The sequence below is a fragment of the Stenotrophomonas daejeonensis genome (genome assembly GCF_001431505.1).
In the GTDB taxonomy this organism is placed as follows: domain Bacteria; phylum Pseudomonadota; class Gammaproteobacteria; order Xanthomonadales; family Xanthomonadaceae; genus Stenotrophomonas; species Stenotrophomonas daejeonensis.
Genome location: NZ_LDJP01000010.1, coordinates 26,418 through 40,284, shown reverse-complemented (window position 1 = coordinate 40,284; position 13,867 = coordinate 26,418). Strand labels below are relative to the sequence as shown.

Below are 13,867 nucleotides of genomic sequence, written 5' to 3'. Positions count from 1 at the left end.
ACCCCCAGGCACCCGCTGCCAATCAACAAGGCAACTCAGGCCGAAGCCGCACAGCCGCACTGCGGCGCAATATCCAAATGCACGGTGCCCGGATGATCGTGGTCCTCGGCATCCACCGCCACTTCCATCGGGCGGATGCCCAGCCGCGCGAACAGTGCCTGGTCGCGTTCGGTGTCCGGGTTGCCGGTGGTCAGCAGCTTTTCGCCGTAGAAGATGGAGTTGGCGCCGGCGGCGAAGCACAGCGCCTGCAATTCGTCGCTCATGCTCTCGCGCCCGGCCGACAGCCGCACCATCGAGCGCGGCATCGCGATGCGCGCCACCGCGATCATGCGCACGAACTCGAACGGGTCCAGCTCCGCACTTCCATGCAGAGGCGTACCGGCCACCTGCACCAGCCGGTTGATCGGCACCGAATCCGGGTGCGCCGGCAGGTTGGCCAGCGCCAGCAGCAGGCCGGCGCGGTGCTCGCGGGTCTCGCCCATGCCGACGATGCCGCCGCAGCAGGTCTTCAGCCCGGCGTTGCGCACGTGTTCGAGCGTGTCCAGCCGGTCCTGGTACTGGCGGGTGTGGATGATCGAGTCGTAGTAGTCCGGCGCGGTGTCGAGGTTGTGGTTGTAGTAGTCCAGCCCGGCGTCCTTGAGCGCCTTGGCCTGATGGTCTTCGAGCATTCCCAGCGTGGCGCAGGTTTCAAGGCCCAGCGCCTTCACCTCGGCGATCATCGCCGCCACCTTGGGGATGTCGCGGTCCTTCGGCGAACGCCACGCCGCGCCCATGCAGAAGCGCGAGGCGCCAGCGTGCTTGGCCGCGCGCGCGCGTTCGACCACCGCGTCGGTGTCCATCAGCTTCTGCGCGTTGACGCCGGTGTCGTAGCGCTGCGCCTGCGGGCAGTAGGCGCAGTCCTCCGGGCAGCCGCCGGTCTTGACCGACAGCAGCGTGGACACCTGCACCTGCGTCGGGTCGAAGTGTTCGCGGTGCACGCCGGCGGCGCGGAACAGCAGCTCGGGGAACGGCAGGTCGAACAGCGCCAGCAATTCCTCGCGGCTCCAGTCGTGGCGGATGACGGCGGACATCGTGGTTTCCTGACAGATTCGGGCAGGGGAAACGCGGCAGTCTGGTGAGCATGGTCACCCCTGTCAACCAATCGATTTCAGAGCGGGTTTACATATGGGGTAGCCGGTTGTCCGGCTTGTTGTTCCCGCCGACCTGCCTGGTCTGCACCGAACCGGCGGCCGCCGGCCGCGACCTGTGTGCCGCTTGCGCCGCCGGCCTGCCGTGGCTGGACAGTGCCTGCCGCCGCTGCGCCTTGCCGCTGCCGGCCGCGGAGAGCGCCGGCACGTTGTGCGGCGCCTGCCGGCAGGCGCGCGCGCCGCTGCAACAGGTGCACGCCGCCTTGCTGTACGCCGCGCCGGTGGATGGCCTGCTGCGCCGCTTCAAGTTCCACCACGACCTTGCCGCCGGGCGCCTGCTGGCGCAGTTGATGGGCGAGCGGCTGGCCGCCGCCGACCCGCCGCAGGCGTTGGTGCCGGTACCGCTGCACCGGTCGCGGCTGCGCCAGCGGGGCTACGACCAGGCGTTGGAGCTGGCGCGGCCGCTGGCCCGCCACCTGCAGTTGCCGCTGCTGGCCGGGTTGCGCCGGGTACGCGCCACCGCCGCCCAGTCGGAGCTGGATGCAGCCACGCGCCGCCGCAACCTGCGCGCGGCCTTCGTCGCCGCCGGGCCATTGCCGCCGCACGTGGCGCTGGTCGATGACGTGATGACCACCGGCGCCACCCTGCACGCGGCCGCCCGTGCGCTGCGCCGGGCCGGCGTGACGCGTGTCGATGCCTGGGTCTGCGCGCGGGTGCCGTGAATGCCGGGCGGCAATGGCGCCGTGGCATGCTGCCGGACCACGGGCGCGAGCCAATCCGGAGACAGGTCAATGAAGCGCGTGACAGGCATCGGCGGCATCTTCTTCCAGTCCGCGGACCCCGTGCGCCTTGGCGCCTGGTACCGCGACCACCTCGGGCTGGACGTGGGCGAGTGGGGCGGGGCGGTGTTCCCGTGGGGCGGCCCCGGCAGCGCGTCGGGGATGACCATCTGGAGCGTGTTCGCGCGCGACACGAAGAAGATGGAACCGGGTTCGGCGACCTTCATGGTCAACTTCCGCGTGGACGACCTCGACGCGCTGCTGGCCGCGTTGCGCGCGGAGGGCTGCGACGTCCTCGACGCCACCGAGTCCTCGGACTTCGGCAAGTTCGGCTGGGTCATCGACCCGGACGGCAACAAGGTCGAGCTGTGGGAGCCGCCCGCGGGCCAGTGACCCGCGCCCGCGCCGGTCGGCTCGAAAGCCGTAGATGCGGGGCTCGCCCCGCATGCCCTCACCACCACCCTTGGCACCAGTACCGGCCGCGGAACCTTCACGACAGGCGCATCACCGGCATCATGCCAGCTACCCCAATCAATCCAGATACTGGCTGGCCGCAATACCGGCGAACAGCGCCGCGCCCACCCAGTTGTTGTGCAGGAATGCCTTGAAGCACGGTTCGCGTTCGCGCCTGCGCGCCAGCCAGAACTCCCAGGCCACCAGCACGGCGGCCACCAGCAGCCCCAGCCAGTACCACGCGCCCAGTTGCGCGCGCTGCCCGACCAGCGCCATCGCGCCGAGGAACAGCGCATAGAGGATGCCCTGGATCACCAGGTCCAGATCGCCGAACAGGATGGCGGTGGAGTGCGAGCCGACCTTCAGGTCGTCGTCGCGGTCGACCATCGCGTACCAGGTGTCGTAGGCGGTGGACCACAGGATGTTGGCGCCGTACAGCACCCAGCCCAGCGGCGGCACCTCGCCCTGCACCGCGGCGAACGCCATCGGGATGCCCCAGCCGAAGGCCATGCCCAGGTAGACCTGCGGCAGGTGGGTGTAGCGCTTCAGGTACGGGTAGGTGGCGGCCAGGAACACGCCGACGAAGCTCAGCAGCACGGTCAGCCGGTTCATCGTCAGCACCAGCGCGAACGCCACCCCCATCAGCCCGGCGAACAGTGCCAGCGCCTGCCGCCCGGACACCGCGCCGGTAGCCAGCGGGCGGTCCCGGGTGCGCTTGACGTGCGGGTCCAGCCAGCGGTCGGCGTAGTCGTTGATGACGCAACCGGCCGAGCGGGTCAGCCACACCCCGGCGGTGAACACGAACAGCGTCCACAGCGGCGGCAGGCCACCGGCCGCCAGCCACAGCGCCCACCACGTGGGCCACAGCAGCAGCAGGGTGCCGATCGGGCGGTCGGCGCGCATCAGCTTCCAGTAAGGCAGCAGCCGCGACGGTGCCGGAGCCGGCGGCGGTTCGTGTCGTTCGTAACCCATGCGCGAAGATTACCAGCAGCCCCCGCCGCCCTCGGCGCACGGGGGCAGACCTGCGCAGGCATTTGCCGTTAGAATGCGCCTCCGCCCGGCGATGCCGGCCGGTCCGGGAGTGCAACGCTCCCGCCGCAACAGACAACGCGCCCGTAGCTCAGCCGGATAGAGTAGTGGCTTCCGAAGCCATTGGTCGGGGGTTCGAATCCCTCCGGGCGCGCCATCTTCCAAACCATTTCCCGGTCGTCATCGGCTGCGGTTGGCGCATGGCCGTCCAGCCGACGTTGTCGCCCGGTTGAACAGCGCATACGATTCCAACGGCTGGCTTCGAGCCGCGCGGCAAGGTCGGGAGGCTTCTTGCACAAGGTGCGCCACTGGTTGCTGCTGAAGATCGCCAGGATGCCGAGGGTCTTCATCTGCGGCATCGGGATATTCGTCTCCCTCGCGTTGATGCTGGCCTCGGTGGCCGCCGTTGCATGGCTCGACCAGAGCCGGACGGCGCAGCGCCACGACGCGGCCCTGCAGCTGATGCAGAAGGTCACCGCGGAAGGCAGCGGGCTGCTGGACCGCCTGGCCCGCAAGGGCCGGCTGAACTGCAGCGACCAGGGCCTGGTCGACCTCAATGCCGAACTGCTGGGCTCCCGCTACCTGCGCGAGATCGGCGTGTTGGACGAAAACCGGCAGCTGATCTGCTCCACGGCGCTGGGGCGGTTGTCCGTGCCGATCAAGGACGACTACCCGGTCCATGTCTCGCGGTCGGGGCTGGAGCTGTTGACCAACGTCCCGCTGACGATGGCGGGCAGGAAGGTGGCCGCCACCATCATCCAGCGCCCGCCGGTCAACGTCGTCGTCAGCCCCTATGCCACCGACGACCTGTACGCCAGCGCCGACGCGGTATGGCTGCGCACCACGGACGGGCTGTTCCTGCTCAATGCCAACGGCATCGAGGCCCGGGCCCTGCCGGCGATGCAGGCGCGTGCCGGCCACTTGGAGGGCTCCAGCCTTTCGTGGCAAGGGTTGGGCTACGAGCGGGTCAGCATGGCGCCCGGCCAGGACGTGGTGCTGCAGACGCGGCGCAACCTGCCGGCCATCGTGCAGGGCAACGCATTGCTGCCGGTGCTGCTGGCCGGATCGCTGCTGATCGCCGGGCTGGTCATCGGGACGGTCACGCCCTTCGTGTACCGGCTCGGCAGCCTGCGCAACCGCATCGGCCTGCTTTGCGACGAAGCCCATCTGGCCTTGGTCTACCAGCCCGTGTTCGACCTGGCGACGCTGCGTCCGGTCGGCTGCGAGGTGCTGGCGCGCCTGCGGGAGGGTGAAACGACCTGGGCGCCCGACCGGATGATCCCGGCCATCCGCGGCGCCGGCCTGCAGCGCCGCTTCGACCATGCGGTCGCGCGCAAGGCGATCCGGGAACTGGCGGCGCACCTGCCGGCATGGGAGGGCAGGTTCGGCATCGCCCTGAACTGCTTTCCCGAAAGCATCGAGCCGGACGTGCTGATTCCGCTGCTGGAACAGGCCCTGCGGGCCACCGGCCGCAACGACCTCGAAGTCTGCATCGAGATCACCGAGCACAGTCTGTCCAGCGAGCTGATCCCGGAAGTGCAGCGGCTGAAGGCCCGGGGCTTCCTGATCGCGGTGGACGACTTCGGCACCGGCTATTCCAACCTCAGGTCGGTCACCCAGCTTTCCCCCGACCTGCTGAAGATCGACGGCTCGTTCGTCTACGAGCTGGAGGACGCCACGGTGCGCTCCAACCTGATCCCCGAAATCGTCAACATCGCCCACGCCGTCGAGGCGCAGACCGTCGCCGAGGGCATCGAGAAGATGGAGCAGGTGCAACTGCTGCTGGCGGCGGGGGTGCGCTACGGGCAGGGCTATGCGTTGGCACGCCCACTGGGAATCGAAGCGTTCGTCGATCGCGTCGCGGTAACGGACCGTACCGACCCGGAGGCGTAACCGCATCCCGCCACATTGCGGCCCTCCTTCCGAGCCGACGACGGCGCCGCGCTTCCCGCCATCTTGACGCCGCCTGCCGCACCCTCGGGCCATCGACACCCGCCAGAGGGCTCCGCACATGACGCAGCGCCGCAGGTTTCCCCGCCGATGGATCATCGTCATCGTTATCGTCGTATTGGCATTGGCCGTGGTGCTGAGCGTGCCGCCCTGGTGATGCGGCGCCCCTGCCGAGCGCCGGAGAACCCCGCCCCGCCTCCCACCTGATGCCAAGCGCCAACGCCCGTGAAACGCCCTCGCGCACGCTGCGCGGCACCGGCCTGCGCCACAGCGACGACCGGCAGCCGGGAATCTCGCGGCAGCGCGCCGGGCGCGGCTTCCGTTACGTGGACAGCGCCGGTGCGCCGGTACGCGACGGCGCGGTACTCGAACGGATCCGCCGGCTGGCGATACCGCCGGCCTACACCGAGGTGTGGATATGCGCGCGCGCCGATGGGCACCTGCAGGCCACCGGCCGCGACGCGCGCGGGCGCAAGCAGTACCGCTACCACCCGGACTGGGTGCGGCAACGCGGCGCGGACAAGTTCGCCCGCATCCTCGCCTTCGGCAGGGCGTTGCCGGCGCTGCGCGGCAAGCTGCGCCGGCACCTGGCGCTGCCCGGCCTGCCGCGCGACAAGGTGCTGGCCCTGGTGGTCACGGTGATGGGCAGGACCTACGCACGCATCGGCAACGACGCCTATGCGCGCAGCAACCATTCCTACGGCCTGACCACGTTGTGCAACCGCCACCTCCACCTGTGCGCGGGGGCGCGCGCGGAGATGCGCTTCGCCGGGAAATCCGGCCGTTCCCAGCACCTGCGGATAGACGACCGGCGGCTGGTGGCGCTGATCCGGCGCTGCCACGACCTGCCCGGCAAGCCGCTGTTCCAGTACCGCGACGACGCGGGCCGGGTGCGCCCGGTCGATTCGGGCGACGTCAACGCCTACCTGAAGCGGCTGACCGGCAGCGATTTCACCGCCAAGGATTTCCGCACCTGGGGCGCCACCCTGACCGCGATGATCGAACTGGCGCGGTTGCCGGTACCGGCGGATGCGGACGAACGGACGCTGGCGCCGCTGCGCAACCGGGTCGTCGCCGCGGTCGCCGCGACGCTCGGCAATACCCCCGCGGTCTGCCGGAAGTCCTACATCGACCCGCGCGTGTTCCGTGCCTGGCAGGACGGCGCGCTGCGGCCGTTGCGCGCGCTGCGCGGCATCCGCCAGTGCGAACGGGCGGCGCTGAAGGTGCTGAAGGCCTGCCCGGCGCCGCGCTGAGCGGGCGCGCGCCTACACGGCGCTTCCACGTTTTTTCACTGCCGCGCAGCACCGGCCCGCGAAGAATCGGTTGCCCGGCAAGCAACCGAGGAACGCCCATGGCCACCTGCGACGTCTGCGGCAACAACTACGACAGGAGCTTCACCATCACCCAGGGCGCGGTGACGCGCACCTTCGATTCGTTCGAATGCGCCATCCATGCGATGGCACCGCGCTGCGCGCACTGCGAGTGCGCCGTCATTGGCCACGGCGTGGAGGTCGGCAAGGCGGTCTTCTGCTGCGAACACTGCGCCCGCCATGCCTCCGCGGGCTGAGCGCCCATCACGACGTGCCCGCGAACCCACATCGGAGATCGAGCCCATGACCCCCAGCAAGAAAACCCCCGCCCGCAAGGCCGCCGGCAAGAGCGCCAGTTCCGCCCGCGCCGGGGCGGAGGCGACGGCCGAACGCCAGCGCCGCATGCAGGCGAAGACGAAGCAGCAGGGCGCCGGCAAGCCGAAGCCGGCACCGTCCGGCGGGGTGCAGGCGGGCACCCGCCGCCAGCCGGCGAAACTGCCCGCGCAGAGCCTGAAGAAGCCGGGCAACGAGCACGACCTGCAACTGCAGCCGCGCTACCTGGCGGCCGACTACCGGGGCAGCGGCAAGCTGCAGGGCATGCGCGCGCTGGTCACCGGCGGCGACTCGGGCATCGGTCGCGCGGTGGCCCTGTTGTTCGCGCGCGAAGGTGCCGACGTGGCGGTGCTGTACCTGGACGAGCACGAGGACGCGGAGGCAACCTGCAGGGCGGTCGAGGACGAGGGCGGCCGCTGCATCGCCATCAGCGGCGACGTGCGCGACCCGGCGTTCTGCAACGCGGCGGCCGCACGGGTGAACGAGGCGCTCGGCGGCATCGACGTCCTGGTCAACAACGCCGCCTTCCAGCTGCACTGCCACCGCCTGGAGGACCTCGACGACGCGCACCTGCAGGAAACCCTGCAGACCAACATCGCCGGCTACGTGCAGATGGCGCGCGCGGTGCTGCCGTACCTGGGCGAAGGCGCCAGCATCATCAACACCGGCTCGGAAACCGCGCTGTTCGGCAGCCCGTCGCTGCTCGACTACACCGCCACCAAGGGCGCCATCCATGCCTTCACCAAGGCGCTGGCCGCGCAGTTGCTGGGCCGCGGCATCCGGGTGAACTGCGTCGCCCCGGGGCCGGTGTGGACGCCGCTGAACCCGGCCGACAAGCAGGCCCCGGATGTCGCCAGGTTCGGCAAGGACAGCGACATGGGCCGGCCGGCGCAGCCGGAGGAACTCTCGCCGGCCTACGTCTTCCTCGCCTCGCCGGTGACCGCCAGCTACATCAGCGGGGCGATCCTGCCGGTGATGGGCGGCCCGCGCGGCTGAGCGGCGGCGGCCGGTCATGGGCACGAAGCGCAAGGCGGGCGGCGACGGTGGCGGGCAGGCCCTTGCCTCCCGCCACGGCGACGTGACCGCGCTGTTGATCCTGGACATGATCAACCTGTTCGATTTCGCCGGCGGCGACGCGCTCGGTGCCGCCGCCGAGGCGGCCTGCGCGGGCATCGTGCGCCTGCGCCGCCGCTTCGACGCCGCCGCGGCGCCGGTGATCCACGTCAACGACAACTTCGCCCATTGGCAGGGGCAGTTCGGCAACCTGGTGACGGCCTGCGCCGATGCCGGCGGCCATGCGGCGGCGGTGGCGCGGCGGTTGGCGCCGCGCCCGCACGACTACCACGTGCTCAAGCCCAAGCACTCGGGTTTCCTCGCCACGCCGTTGACGATCCTGCTGGCCAAGCTGCAGGTGCGACGGTTGGTGCTGACCGGCGTGGCCGCCGATTCCTGCGTGCTGGCCACCGCGCAGGACGCCAACATGCGCGAGTTCGCGCTGTGGGTGCCCGGCGACTGCGTGGCGGCGATCACCCCACGGCGCAAGCGCGCCGCGCTGGCCGTCGTCGCGCAGTCGCTGGACGGCGACACCCGTTCGTCGCGCTCGGTGCCCGGCCTGTTCCCGGTGCCGCCGTGAAATCGCCGCGGCGCTTTTTCATGCCGGTCGGCGTTGGTGGCGGTTCCCCGGGTGCAACGGGACCAAGCCCATGCTGGTGATGGGGGGCGCCAACGCGGCAGGCCGCATTCAAGATGATCCACGCCGACAGCAGGATGATCACCGGCCTGCGTGCGGCGGATACCCACACCCACCGGGAGCCGGAAATGCCTGCAGCCACCACCAGATCGGGAAGTTCACAGCCGCGGTGACGCTCACCAGCCCGGCCCGCGTGGTGTACCCGGGCGCGGGCATCCGCAAGTGCGACGTGTTCGCCTACTACCGCACCATGCTGCCCTGGCTGCTGCCGGAAATCGCCGGTGGTGCGCTGCCCGCAGGGCGCGCAGCGGCCGTGCTTTTTCCAGAAGCACCTGCTGGCGGGCATGGCGCGGGTCGATGCGCTGCCGTTGGAGGAAGAGGACGGCACCCGCGCCGACTACCTCGTCGTGCGCGACGCCGATGCGCTGCTGGAGCTGGTGCAGTTCAACGCGCTGGAATTCCACCCCTGGGGCGCGCTGGCCGATGACCCGGACAAGGCCGACCGCATGGTGTTCGACCTCGACCCGGCGCCGGGCGTGGCCTGGCCGCGGGTGGTGGCGGCCGCGCGGCAGGTGCGCGACCGCCTGCGCGCGCTCGGCCTGGAATCGTTCGTGCGTACCTCCGGCGGCAAGGGCCTGCACGTGGTGGCGCCGTTGCGGCCGGCCTGCCCGTGGCCGCGGGTGCGGGAATTCGCGCGCACCTTCGCCGAGGCGATGGCCGCGGCCGATCCGTTGTCGTACGTGACCACCGCCGGCAAGGCGCAGCGCAAGGGGCGCATCTTCATCGACTACCTGCGCAACGGCCGCGGCGCGACCAGCGTGGCCTCGTTCTCGCTGCGCGCGCGGGTGGGAGCACCGGTGGCGATGCCGTTGCGCTGGGAGGAACTGGGAAGAGTGAAGCGCGGCGATGCCTGCACGCTGGCCTCCGCGCCGCGGCGCATGGCGCGGATGAAGGCGCATCCGTGGGGCGACATCGCCGCGATGGAACAGGATCTGGACAGGACCGTCTCGCGTTCGGCCCGCAAGCGGCGCGGATGATCGCGCCGGCAGGCGCGGGTGGGTCCGCCGGCCGGCATGACCAGCGGACCACCGCGGGCGGCGTGTTCAGCTTTTGTTGCGCACCACCAGCCCGCTGTCATCCACCCGGCTGACACCCTCGATGGCCCGCGCCACCGCCACCGCGCGGTCGGCCTCGACCTGCGTGTCCACGGTGCCGCTCAGGGAAACCACGCCGTTGACCGTCTCGACCTTGATGTCCAGGCCGGAAACGTCCTTGGTGGCGAGCAGTTCGGCCTTGACCTTGGTGGTGATCCAGGTGTCGCTGCCGGGCTGCACGGATTCCTGCCCGGCCGTGGCCTGGCCGGCGGCCTGGACGCTGATGGCGGTTCCCGCGCAACCGGTGGCGACCAAGGTGGCGAACAGGAGTTGCTTGAGCTTGCGAGTCTTCATGTCGATCCTCCACTTGGGGAGCAGGAATGCTCCGCCGCCATCGTGTCGGGGCATGGATTAAGAACATGCAGCCATTGGTGAGGGGCGCGTGCACGCGCGGCCGGTCGGAAAGCGCGGCGGTGGCGTATCGGCGTGAAGGGCATGTCGCGATCCATGCCGCGTTCCATGTCGCCGCTTAACGAATGCAAGGCATGCCGTACCCGGCGCCTTAACCCCGCCACCTGTAGAAAAGGTGGCGCTGGATGGGGGGAATGATCTCGAGGACATCGCACCGTGAAAGGCATTCAATTCTATCTGGAGGGCCCGGGGCGGGAGCTGCGCCCGGTCACGATCGTTTCCAGGGAAATGGCCGACATCAGGACAGCCGGCATCCCGAGCAGGAGCGGGCCCGCCGCGGCGGATACGCGGATAGAGGTCAGCACGCTGGTCGACGAGCGCGGCAACCTGGCAAGGCAGGTGGATTGCGACGGGTTCAAGTTCAAGTTCAACGGATCGGAAATCCCCTGGTCGCTGGTGGTCGGCTGACGGGCCGGGGCCTGCCCGCACGGGAGGCCCTGCCACGGCGAATACCTGCCGTTCACGCCGGCTCACGCGTGCTTTGCGGATGGCTGGCTATACCGGCCGTCCCCGACGAGGAGAGCAGGCATGGCCACGAAAGCAGATGAAGCATCCGTCACCGAGTTGTTGCTGCAGGCGCTGGAAACCGAGCGCGGTGGCATCCAGGTCTATACCGCCGCGTTGCGCGCCACCGGGAACGAGGACCTGCGCAAGGAGTGGCAGGGCTACCTGGACGAAACCCGCACCCACGAGGAAATCCTGACCCGCGTGTTCGGGCAGATCGGCCTGGATACGGAAACCGCCAGCCCCGGCCGCGAGGTCGTCGCCCACCTGGGCGCTTCGCTGGTGGCCGCGATCGAGATGGCGTTGGCCAACGCCAGACCTGCCGAGGCGGAGCTGGTGGCGGCCGAATGCGTCGTCCTTGCCGAAACCAAGGACCACCTGAACTGGGAACTGATCGGCAAGGTCGCCGGCAGGCGTGGCCCGCATGCCAAGGTGCTGATGCAGGCCTACGAGGCCGTGGAGAAACAGGAAGACCACCACCTGTACCACACCAAGGGCTGGGCGCGGGAACTGTGGATCCAGCAGTTGGGCATGCCGGCGGTGCTGCCCCCGCCGGAGGAACGCAAGGACGTGCAGACCGCCATCGGCGCGGCGCGGGCGGAGAACGCACGCAAGGACTACCTGTAACCGCACGTGGCGACCGCGGCGGCCAGCACGGCGGACGATCCCCCGGCGGACGGGGCGTTCTTCTGCCGCGTGTTCGATGCCGAAGGCCACTCCCGCGCGGTCGCGCTGGAGGCACTGGCGCAATGCTGCCCCGGCGACGACGCGCTGGCGTGGGTGGACCTGGGCGACGCACCGGCCGCGATGCTGGATGCGGTATGGCAGGCCTGGGAACTGCCGGCGGCGGCGCGGGCCTTCGTGGACGGCGGCACCGCGCCGGAGATGGGGCAGGAGGGCAGGCATTTCTGGGTGCGGGTCATCGCCGCCGGCGGCAGCGGCAACCGCGAGAAGCTTGCCGGCAGCGTGCTGTCGTGCATCACCGGCGACAACCGCGTGGTCACCTTCCACCGGCAACCGATCGACTTCGTCGAGGACATGCGCGGGCGGCAGTGGGGCAACGGTGCGCTGGGCGTGCTGTGTGCCGAGAGCTTCGTGGCCACCCTGCTCGACCGCCAGCTGGCGAGCTACTTCACGGCGATCAACGACTACGAGATCGCCATCGAGCGCCTGGAGGTCCGCATCCTCGGCGAGCGCGCGCGCGACATGCTGCCCGAGCTGCAGCGGCTGCGGCGCTGGGCCTCGCGGCTGCGGCGGATGCTGGCCCCGCACCGCCGCGTGTTCGGCGCCCTGTCGCGGCCGGATTTCCGCCCGGACGAGAACCGCACCGCCGAGCGCCATTTCGTCGCGCTCGACACCCGCTTCGAGCGGGCGATGGACATGGTCGAGAACGCGCGCGAGCTGGTGCTGGGCAGCTTCGAGCTGTTCAGCAACCAGACCGCGCTGCGCACCAACGACGCCATGCGCGTGCTCACCTTCGTCACCGTGGTCACCGGCCTGCTGGCCACCATCGTCGGCGCGCTGGGCATGAACTTCCGCGCCGGCTTCTTCAAGACCGACGACGTGGGGTTCTTCGCCGTGGTCGGTGGGTTGCTGCTGCTGGCCGCCGGCGCCTTCCTGCTCGGGCGCCACCGCCGCTGGTTCTAGCGTCGCGCGCTGCGTGGCGCCACCGCGGCGGCCACGCAGCGGGATGCGCGTGGCCGGGCACGGTTCATTCGGGGGTCCTGGCCGGGACGAAGGGCGATACCGGGTCGCTGGCGGGGAACGTCTCTTCCAGCGCTTCGTCATGGTTGGCGCTTTCGTGCTGCTTGCGCTCGTGGTGCTGCTTGCGGGTTTCCCCGCACTGGCGGTCTTCGGACGGATCCGGCGGATCCTTGCGGTCTCTGGACATGGCACAACCTCCTGGCAGGTACCGGCGATTGTTCCGGCCGCCGCTTGATCCGCACGTGAAGCCGGCGCCGCCTGCGTTCACGCCGTCGTCTCCGCGCGCGCCGGTTCATGGATGTGACCGGGGCGGCGACGTCCGCCGCGGTTCCTTTACGCGTCCTTGCAACGTCGGCGTCCAGCTTGCGTTGTCATCGCCGGAGACCGCACATGGGCAACGAACCGTCATCCTTCTTCCGCCGCAATGGCCTGTCGCTGGTGCTGCTGGGATTGTTCGGCGTGTTCCTTTCCGGGCAGGTGTGGTCCGGGTTCCTGGTGCACAACGCGGAGCTGCTGGATGCCGGCGCCGCGCCGGAATCGCTGCGCCGGTACCTGGCCAGCGGGCACTTCCTGTCGGCCACCTTCGAAAACTGGGAAAGCGAGTTCCTGCAGATGGGCATGTACGTGCTGCTGACCGTGGGCCTGCGCCAGCAGGGCTCGGCCGAATCGCGGCCGCTGGACCCGGGCGAGGAACGGGAACGGGTGGAAGCCGGCACGCGGCCGTGGCCGCTGCGCAGGGGCGGTATCTGCAAGGTGCTGTACGCCAACTCGCTGTCGCTGGCGTATGCACTGCTGTTCCTGCTGAGTTTCGCCGGGCACGCCTGCGGCAGCTGGCTGCACGAGAACGAGCAGCGGGTCATGCAGGGCCAGGCCGCGATCAGCCTGTTCGAGCATCTGTGCAGTGCGCGGTTCTGGTTCGAGTCGATGCAGAACTGGCAAAGCGAATTCCTCGCGGTGCTGTCCATCGTCGTGTTGAGCATCTGGCTGCGGCAGGACAAGTCGCCGCAATCCAAGCCGCTGCAGGCGCCCGCTTCGCAGACCGGCACCTGAGCGCGGAACGGTTGGCGCGTGGCCACCGGATTTTCCCTTTCCACGCAACGAATGACAGGCGAGGCATGCAATGAGCAGAACAGCCCCCCGCGTCCATGTGGACCAGGCCACCATCGAACGATTGAAGGAGCTGCAATTGGCGCTCGACGCGGAGTTGACGGTCGAGCTGCACCTGCGCGATGGAACGACGCGGGTGGGCACGCTTCCCGACCGGCCGACGGTCCAGCAGTTCCTCGACCCGCAAGGCAACGAGGGCACCAACGGCCAGCTGCGGATCGACACCGGCGATGCGGGCATCCACATCGTCTGGCTGGACGAGGTGGAGCGCTTCGTGCGCCTGGGGTCGTGCTAGGTACGCCCCCTTTTCGCGATG

The 13,867-nt window shown here is 69.9% G+C and carries 17 protein-coding genes and 1 tRNA gene; 14 read left to right on the top strand and 4 right to left on the bottom strand.

The window, feature by feature from the left end; genetic code table 11:
• Nucleotides 1–35: 35 nt before the first annotated feature.
• On the bottom strand, nucleotides 36–1,070 hold the full coding sequence (gene bioB / locus ABB34_RS01775; RefSeq protein ID WP_057639520.1) for a biotin synthase BioB: 1,035 nt from the start codon (nucleotides 1,068–1,070) through the stop codon (nucleotides 36–38).
• Between the two features lie 50 nt (nucleotides 1,071–1,120).
• On the opposite strand from bioB, the gene ABB34_RS01770 reads away from it, so the two are divergent.
• A complete protein-coding gene (locus ABB34_RS01770; protein WP_152979471.1) occupies nucleotides 1,121–1,849 on the top strand; it encodes a ComF family protein in 729 nt (242 codons plus the stop codon).
• Between the two features lie 69 nt (nucleotides 1,850–1,918).
• Nucleotides 1,919–2,299: a VOC family protein gene (locus tag ABB34_RS01765; RefSeq protein ID WP_057639518.1), complete on the top strand. Its 381-nt coding sequence runs from the start codon at nucleotides 1,919–1,921 to the stop codon at nucleotides 2,297–2,299.
• A 138-nt stretch (nucleotides 2,300–2,437) separates the two neighbouring features.
• Here the strand turns inward: ABB34_RS01765 and ubiA are convergent, their stop codons facing one another.
• Nucleotides 2,438–3,331, bottom strand: coding sequence for a 4-hydroxybenzoate octaprenyltransferase (ubiA, locus tag ABB34_RS01760; protein ID WP_057639517.1), 894 nt, complete (start codon nucleotides 3,329–3,331; stop codon nucleotides 2,438–2,440).
• A 137-nt stretch (nucleotides 3,332–3,468) separates the two neighbouring features.
• Here ubiA and ABB34_RS01755 point away from each other — a divergent pair.
• The 7 genes from ABB34_RS01755 (at nucleotide 3,469) to ligD (ending at nucleotide 9,708) form a co-directional block, all read left to right on the top strand.
• A tRNA-Arg gene (locus tag ABB34_RS01755) sits at nucleotides 3,469–3,545 on the top strand.
• A 143-nt stretch (nucleotides 3,546–3,688) separates the two neighbouring features.
• Nucleotides 3,689–5,281, top strand: coding sequence for an EAL domain-containing protein (locus ABB34_RS01750; protein ID WP_245625387.1), 1,593 nt, complete (start codon nucleotides 3,689–3,691; stop codon nucleotides 5,279–5,281).
• 263 nt (nucleotides 5,282–5,544) lie between these two features.
• A complete protein-coding gene (locus ABB34_RS01745) occupies nucleotides 5,545–6,591 on the top strand; it encodes a DNA topoisomerase IB (protein WP_057639515.1) in 1,047 nt (348 codons plus the stop codon).
• A gap of 98 nt (nucleotides 6,592–6,689) precedes the next feature.
• A complete protein-coding gene (locus ABB34_RS01740) occupies nucleotides 6,690–6,905 on the top strand; it encodes a hypothetical protein (protein ID WP_057639514.1) in 216 nt (71 codons plus the stop codon).
• 46 nt (nucleotides 6,906–6,951) lie between these two features.
• Nucleotides 6,952–7,977 carry an SDR family oxidoreductase gene (locus tag ABB34_RS01735; protein WP_057639513.1) on the top strand — a complete coding sequence of 342 codons (1,026 nt, stop codon included), beginning with the start codon at nucleotides 6,952–6,954 and terminating at the stop codon, nucleotides 7,975–7,977.
• A 16-nt stretch (nucleotides 7,978–7,993) separates the two neighbouring features.
• A complete protein-coding gene (locus ABB34_RS01730; protein ID WP_083490018.1) occupies nucleotides 7,994–8,614 on the top strand; it encodes a cysteine hydrolase family protein in 621 nt (206 codons plus the stop codon).
• A gap of 338 nt (nucleotides 8,615–8,952) precedes the next feature.
• Nucleotides 8,953–9,708 (top strand): non-homologous end-joining DNA ligase, encoded by a 756-nt coding sequence (gene ligD / locus ABB34_RS01725; RefSeq protein ID WP_057639512.1) that lies wholly within the window; start codon nucleotides 8,953–8,955, stop codon nucleotides 9,706–9,708.
• A gap of 66 nt (nucleotides 9,709–9,774) precedes the next feature.
• Here ligD and ABB34_RS01720 read toward each other — a convergent pair whose 3' ends face one another.
• On the bottom strand, nucleotides 9,775–10,119 hold the full coding sequence (locus ABB34_RS01720; RefSeq protein ID WP_057639511.1) for a BON domain-containing protein: 345 nt from the start codon (nucleotides 10,117–10,119) through the stop codon (nucleotides 9,775–9,777).
• A gap of 273 nt (nucleotides 10,120–10,392) precedes the next feature.
• On the opposite strand from ABB34_RS01720, the gene ABB34_RS01715 reads away from it, so the two are divergent.
• The 3 genes from ABB34_RS01715 to ABB34_RS01705 all read left to right on the top strand — a co-directional run bounded on the left by ABB34_RS01715 (nucleotide 10,393) and on the right by ABB34_RS01705 (nucleotide 12,387).
• Nucleotides 10,393–10,644 (top strand): hypothetical protein, encoded by a 252-nt coding sequence (locus ABB34_RS01715; protein ID WP_057639510.1) that lies wholly within the window; start codon nucleotides 10,393–10,395, stop codon nucleotides 10,642–10,644.
• 120 nt (nucleotides 10,645–10,764) lie between these two features.
• Nucleotides 10,765–11,367, top strand: coding sequence for a hypothetical protein (locus ABB34_RS01710; RefSeq protein ID WP_057639509.1), 603 nt, complete (start codon nucleotides 10,765–10,767; stop codon nucleotides 11,365–11,367).
• A gap of 6 nt (nucleotides 11,368–11,373) precedes the next feature.
• Nucleotides 11,374–12,387, top strand: a complete 1,014-nt coding sequence (locus ABB34_RS01705) for a magnesium transporter CorA family protein (protein ID WP_057639508.1) — start codon at nucleotides 11,374–11,376, stop codon at nucleotides 12,385–12,387.
• Between the two features lie 64 nt (nucleotides 12,388–12,451).
• Here the strand turns inward: ABB34_RS01705 and ABB34_RS01700 are convergent, their stop codons facing one another.
• Nucleotides 12,452–12,631 carry a hypothetical protein gene (locus ABB34_RS01700; protein ID WP_057639507.1) on the bottom strand — a complete coding sequence of 60 codons (180 nt, stop codon included), beginning with the start codon at nucleotides 12,629–12,631 and terminating at the stop codon, nucleotides 12,452–12,454.
• A 203-nt stretch (nucleotides 12,632–12,834) separates the two neighbouring features.
• Here ABB34_RS01700 and ABB34_RS01695 point away from each other — a divergent pair, with 203 nt between their 5' ends.
• Nucleotides 12,835–13,494 carry a DUF6766 family protein gene (locus tag ABB34_RS01695; protein ID WP_057639506.1) on the top strand — a complete coding sequence of 220 codons (660 nt, stop codon included), beginning with the start codon at nucleotides 12,835–12,837 and terminating at the stop codon, nucleotides 13,492–13,494.
• Between the two features lie 70 nt (nucleotides 13,495–13,564).
• The gene (locus ABB34_RS01690; RefSeq protein WP_057639505.1) at nucleotides 13,565–13,846 is read left to right on the top strand and encodes a DUF3247 family protein; all 282 of its coding nucleotides are present in this window, start codon (nucleotides 13,565–13,567) and stop codon (nucleotides 13,844–13,846) included.
• Nucleotides 13,847–13,867: the final 21 nt, after the last annotated feature.

Bases quoted from the DNA above. Each gene is read 5' to 3' on its own strand.
- bioB (WP_057639520.1), bottom strand. From the start codon at position 1,070: ATGTCCGCCGTCATCCGCCACGACTGGAGCCGCGAGGAATTGCTGGCG.
- ABB34_RS01770 (WP_152979471.1), top strand. From the start codon at position 1,121: ATGGTCACCCCTGTCAACCAATCGATTTCAGAGCGGGTTTACATATGG.
- ABB34_RS01765 (WP_057639518.1), top strand. From the start codon at position 1,919: ATGAAGCGCGTGACAGGCATCGGCGGCATCTTCTTCCAGTCCGCGGAC.
- ubiA (WP_057639517.1), bottom strand. From the start codon at position 3,331: ATGGGTTACGAACGACACGAACCGCCGCCGGCTCCGGCACCGTCGCGG.
- ABB34_RS01745 (WP_057639515.1), top strand. From the start codon at position 5,545: ATGCCAAGCGCCAACGCCCGTGAAACGCCCTCGCGCACGCTGCGCGGC.
- ABB34_RS01740 (WP_057639514.1), top strand. From the start codon at position 6,690: ATGGCCACCTGCGACGTCTGCGGCAACAACTACGACAGGAGCTTCACC.
- ABB34_RS01735 (WP_057639513.1), top strand. From the start codon at position 6,952: ATGACCCCCAGCAAGAAAACCCCCGCCCGCAAGGCCGCCGGCAAGAGC.
- ABB34_RS01730 (WP_083490018.1), top strand. From the start codon at position 7,994: ATGGGCACGAAGCGCAAGGCGGGCGGCGACGGTGGCGGGCAGGCCCTT.
- ABB34_RS01720 (WP_057639511.1), bottom strand. From the start codon at position 10,119: ATGAAGACTCGCAAGCTCAAGCAACTCCTGTTCGCCACCTTGGTCGCC.
- ABB34_RS01710 (WP_057639509.1), top strand. From the start codon at position 10,765: ATGGCCACGAAAGCAGATGAAGCATCCGTCACCGAGTTGTTGCTGCAG.
- ABB34_RS01700 (WP_057639507.1), bottom strand. From the start codon at position 12,631: ATGTCCAGAGACCGCAAGGATCCGCCGGATCCGTCCGAAGACCGCCAG.
- ABB34_RS01695 (WP_057639506.1), top strand. From the start codon at position 12,835: ATGGGCAACGAACCGTCATCCTTCTTCCGCCGCAATGGCCTGTCGCTG.
- ABB34_RS01690 (WP_057639505.1), top strand. From the start codon at position 13,565: ATGAGCAGAACAGCCCCCCGCGTCCATGTGGACCAGGCCACCATCGAA.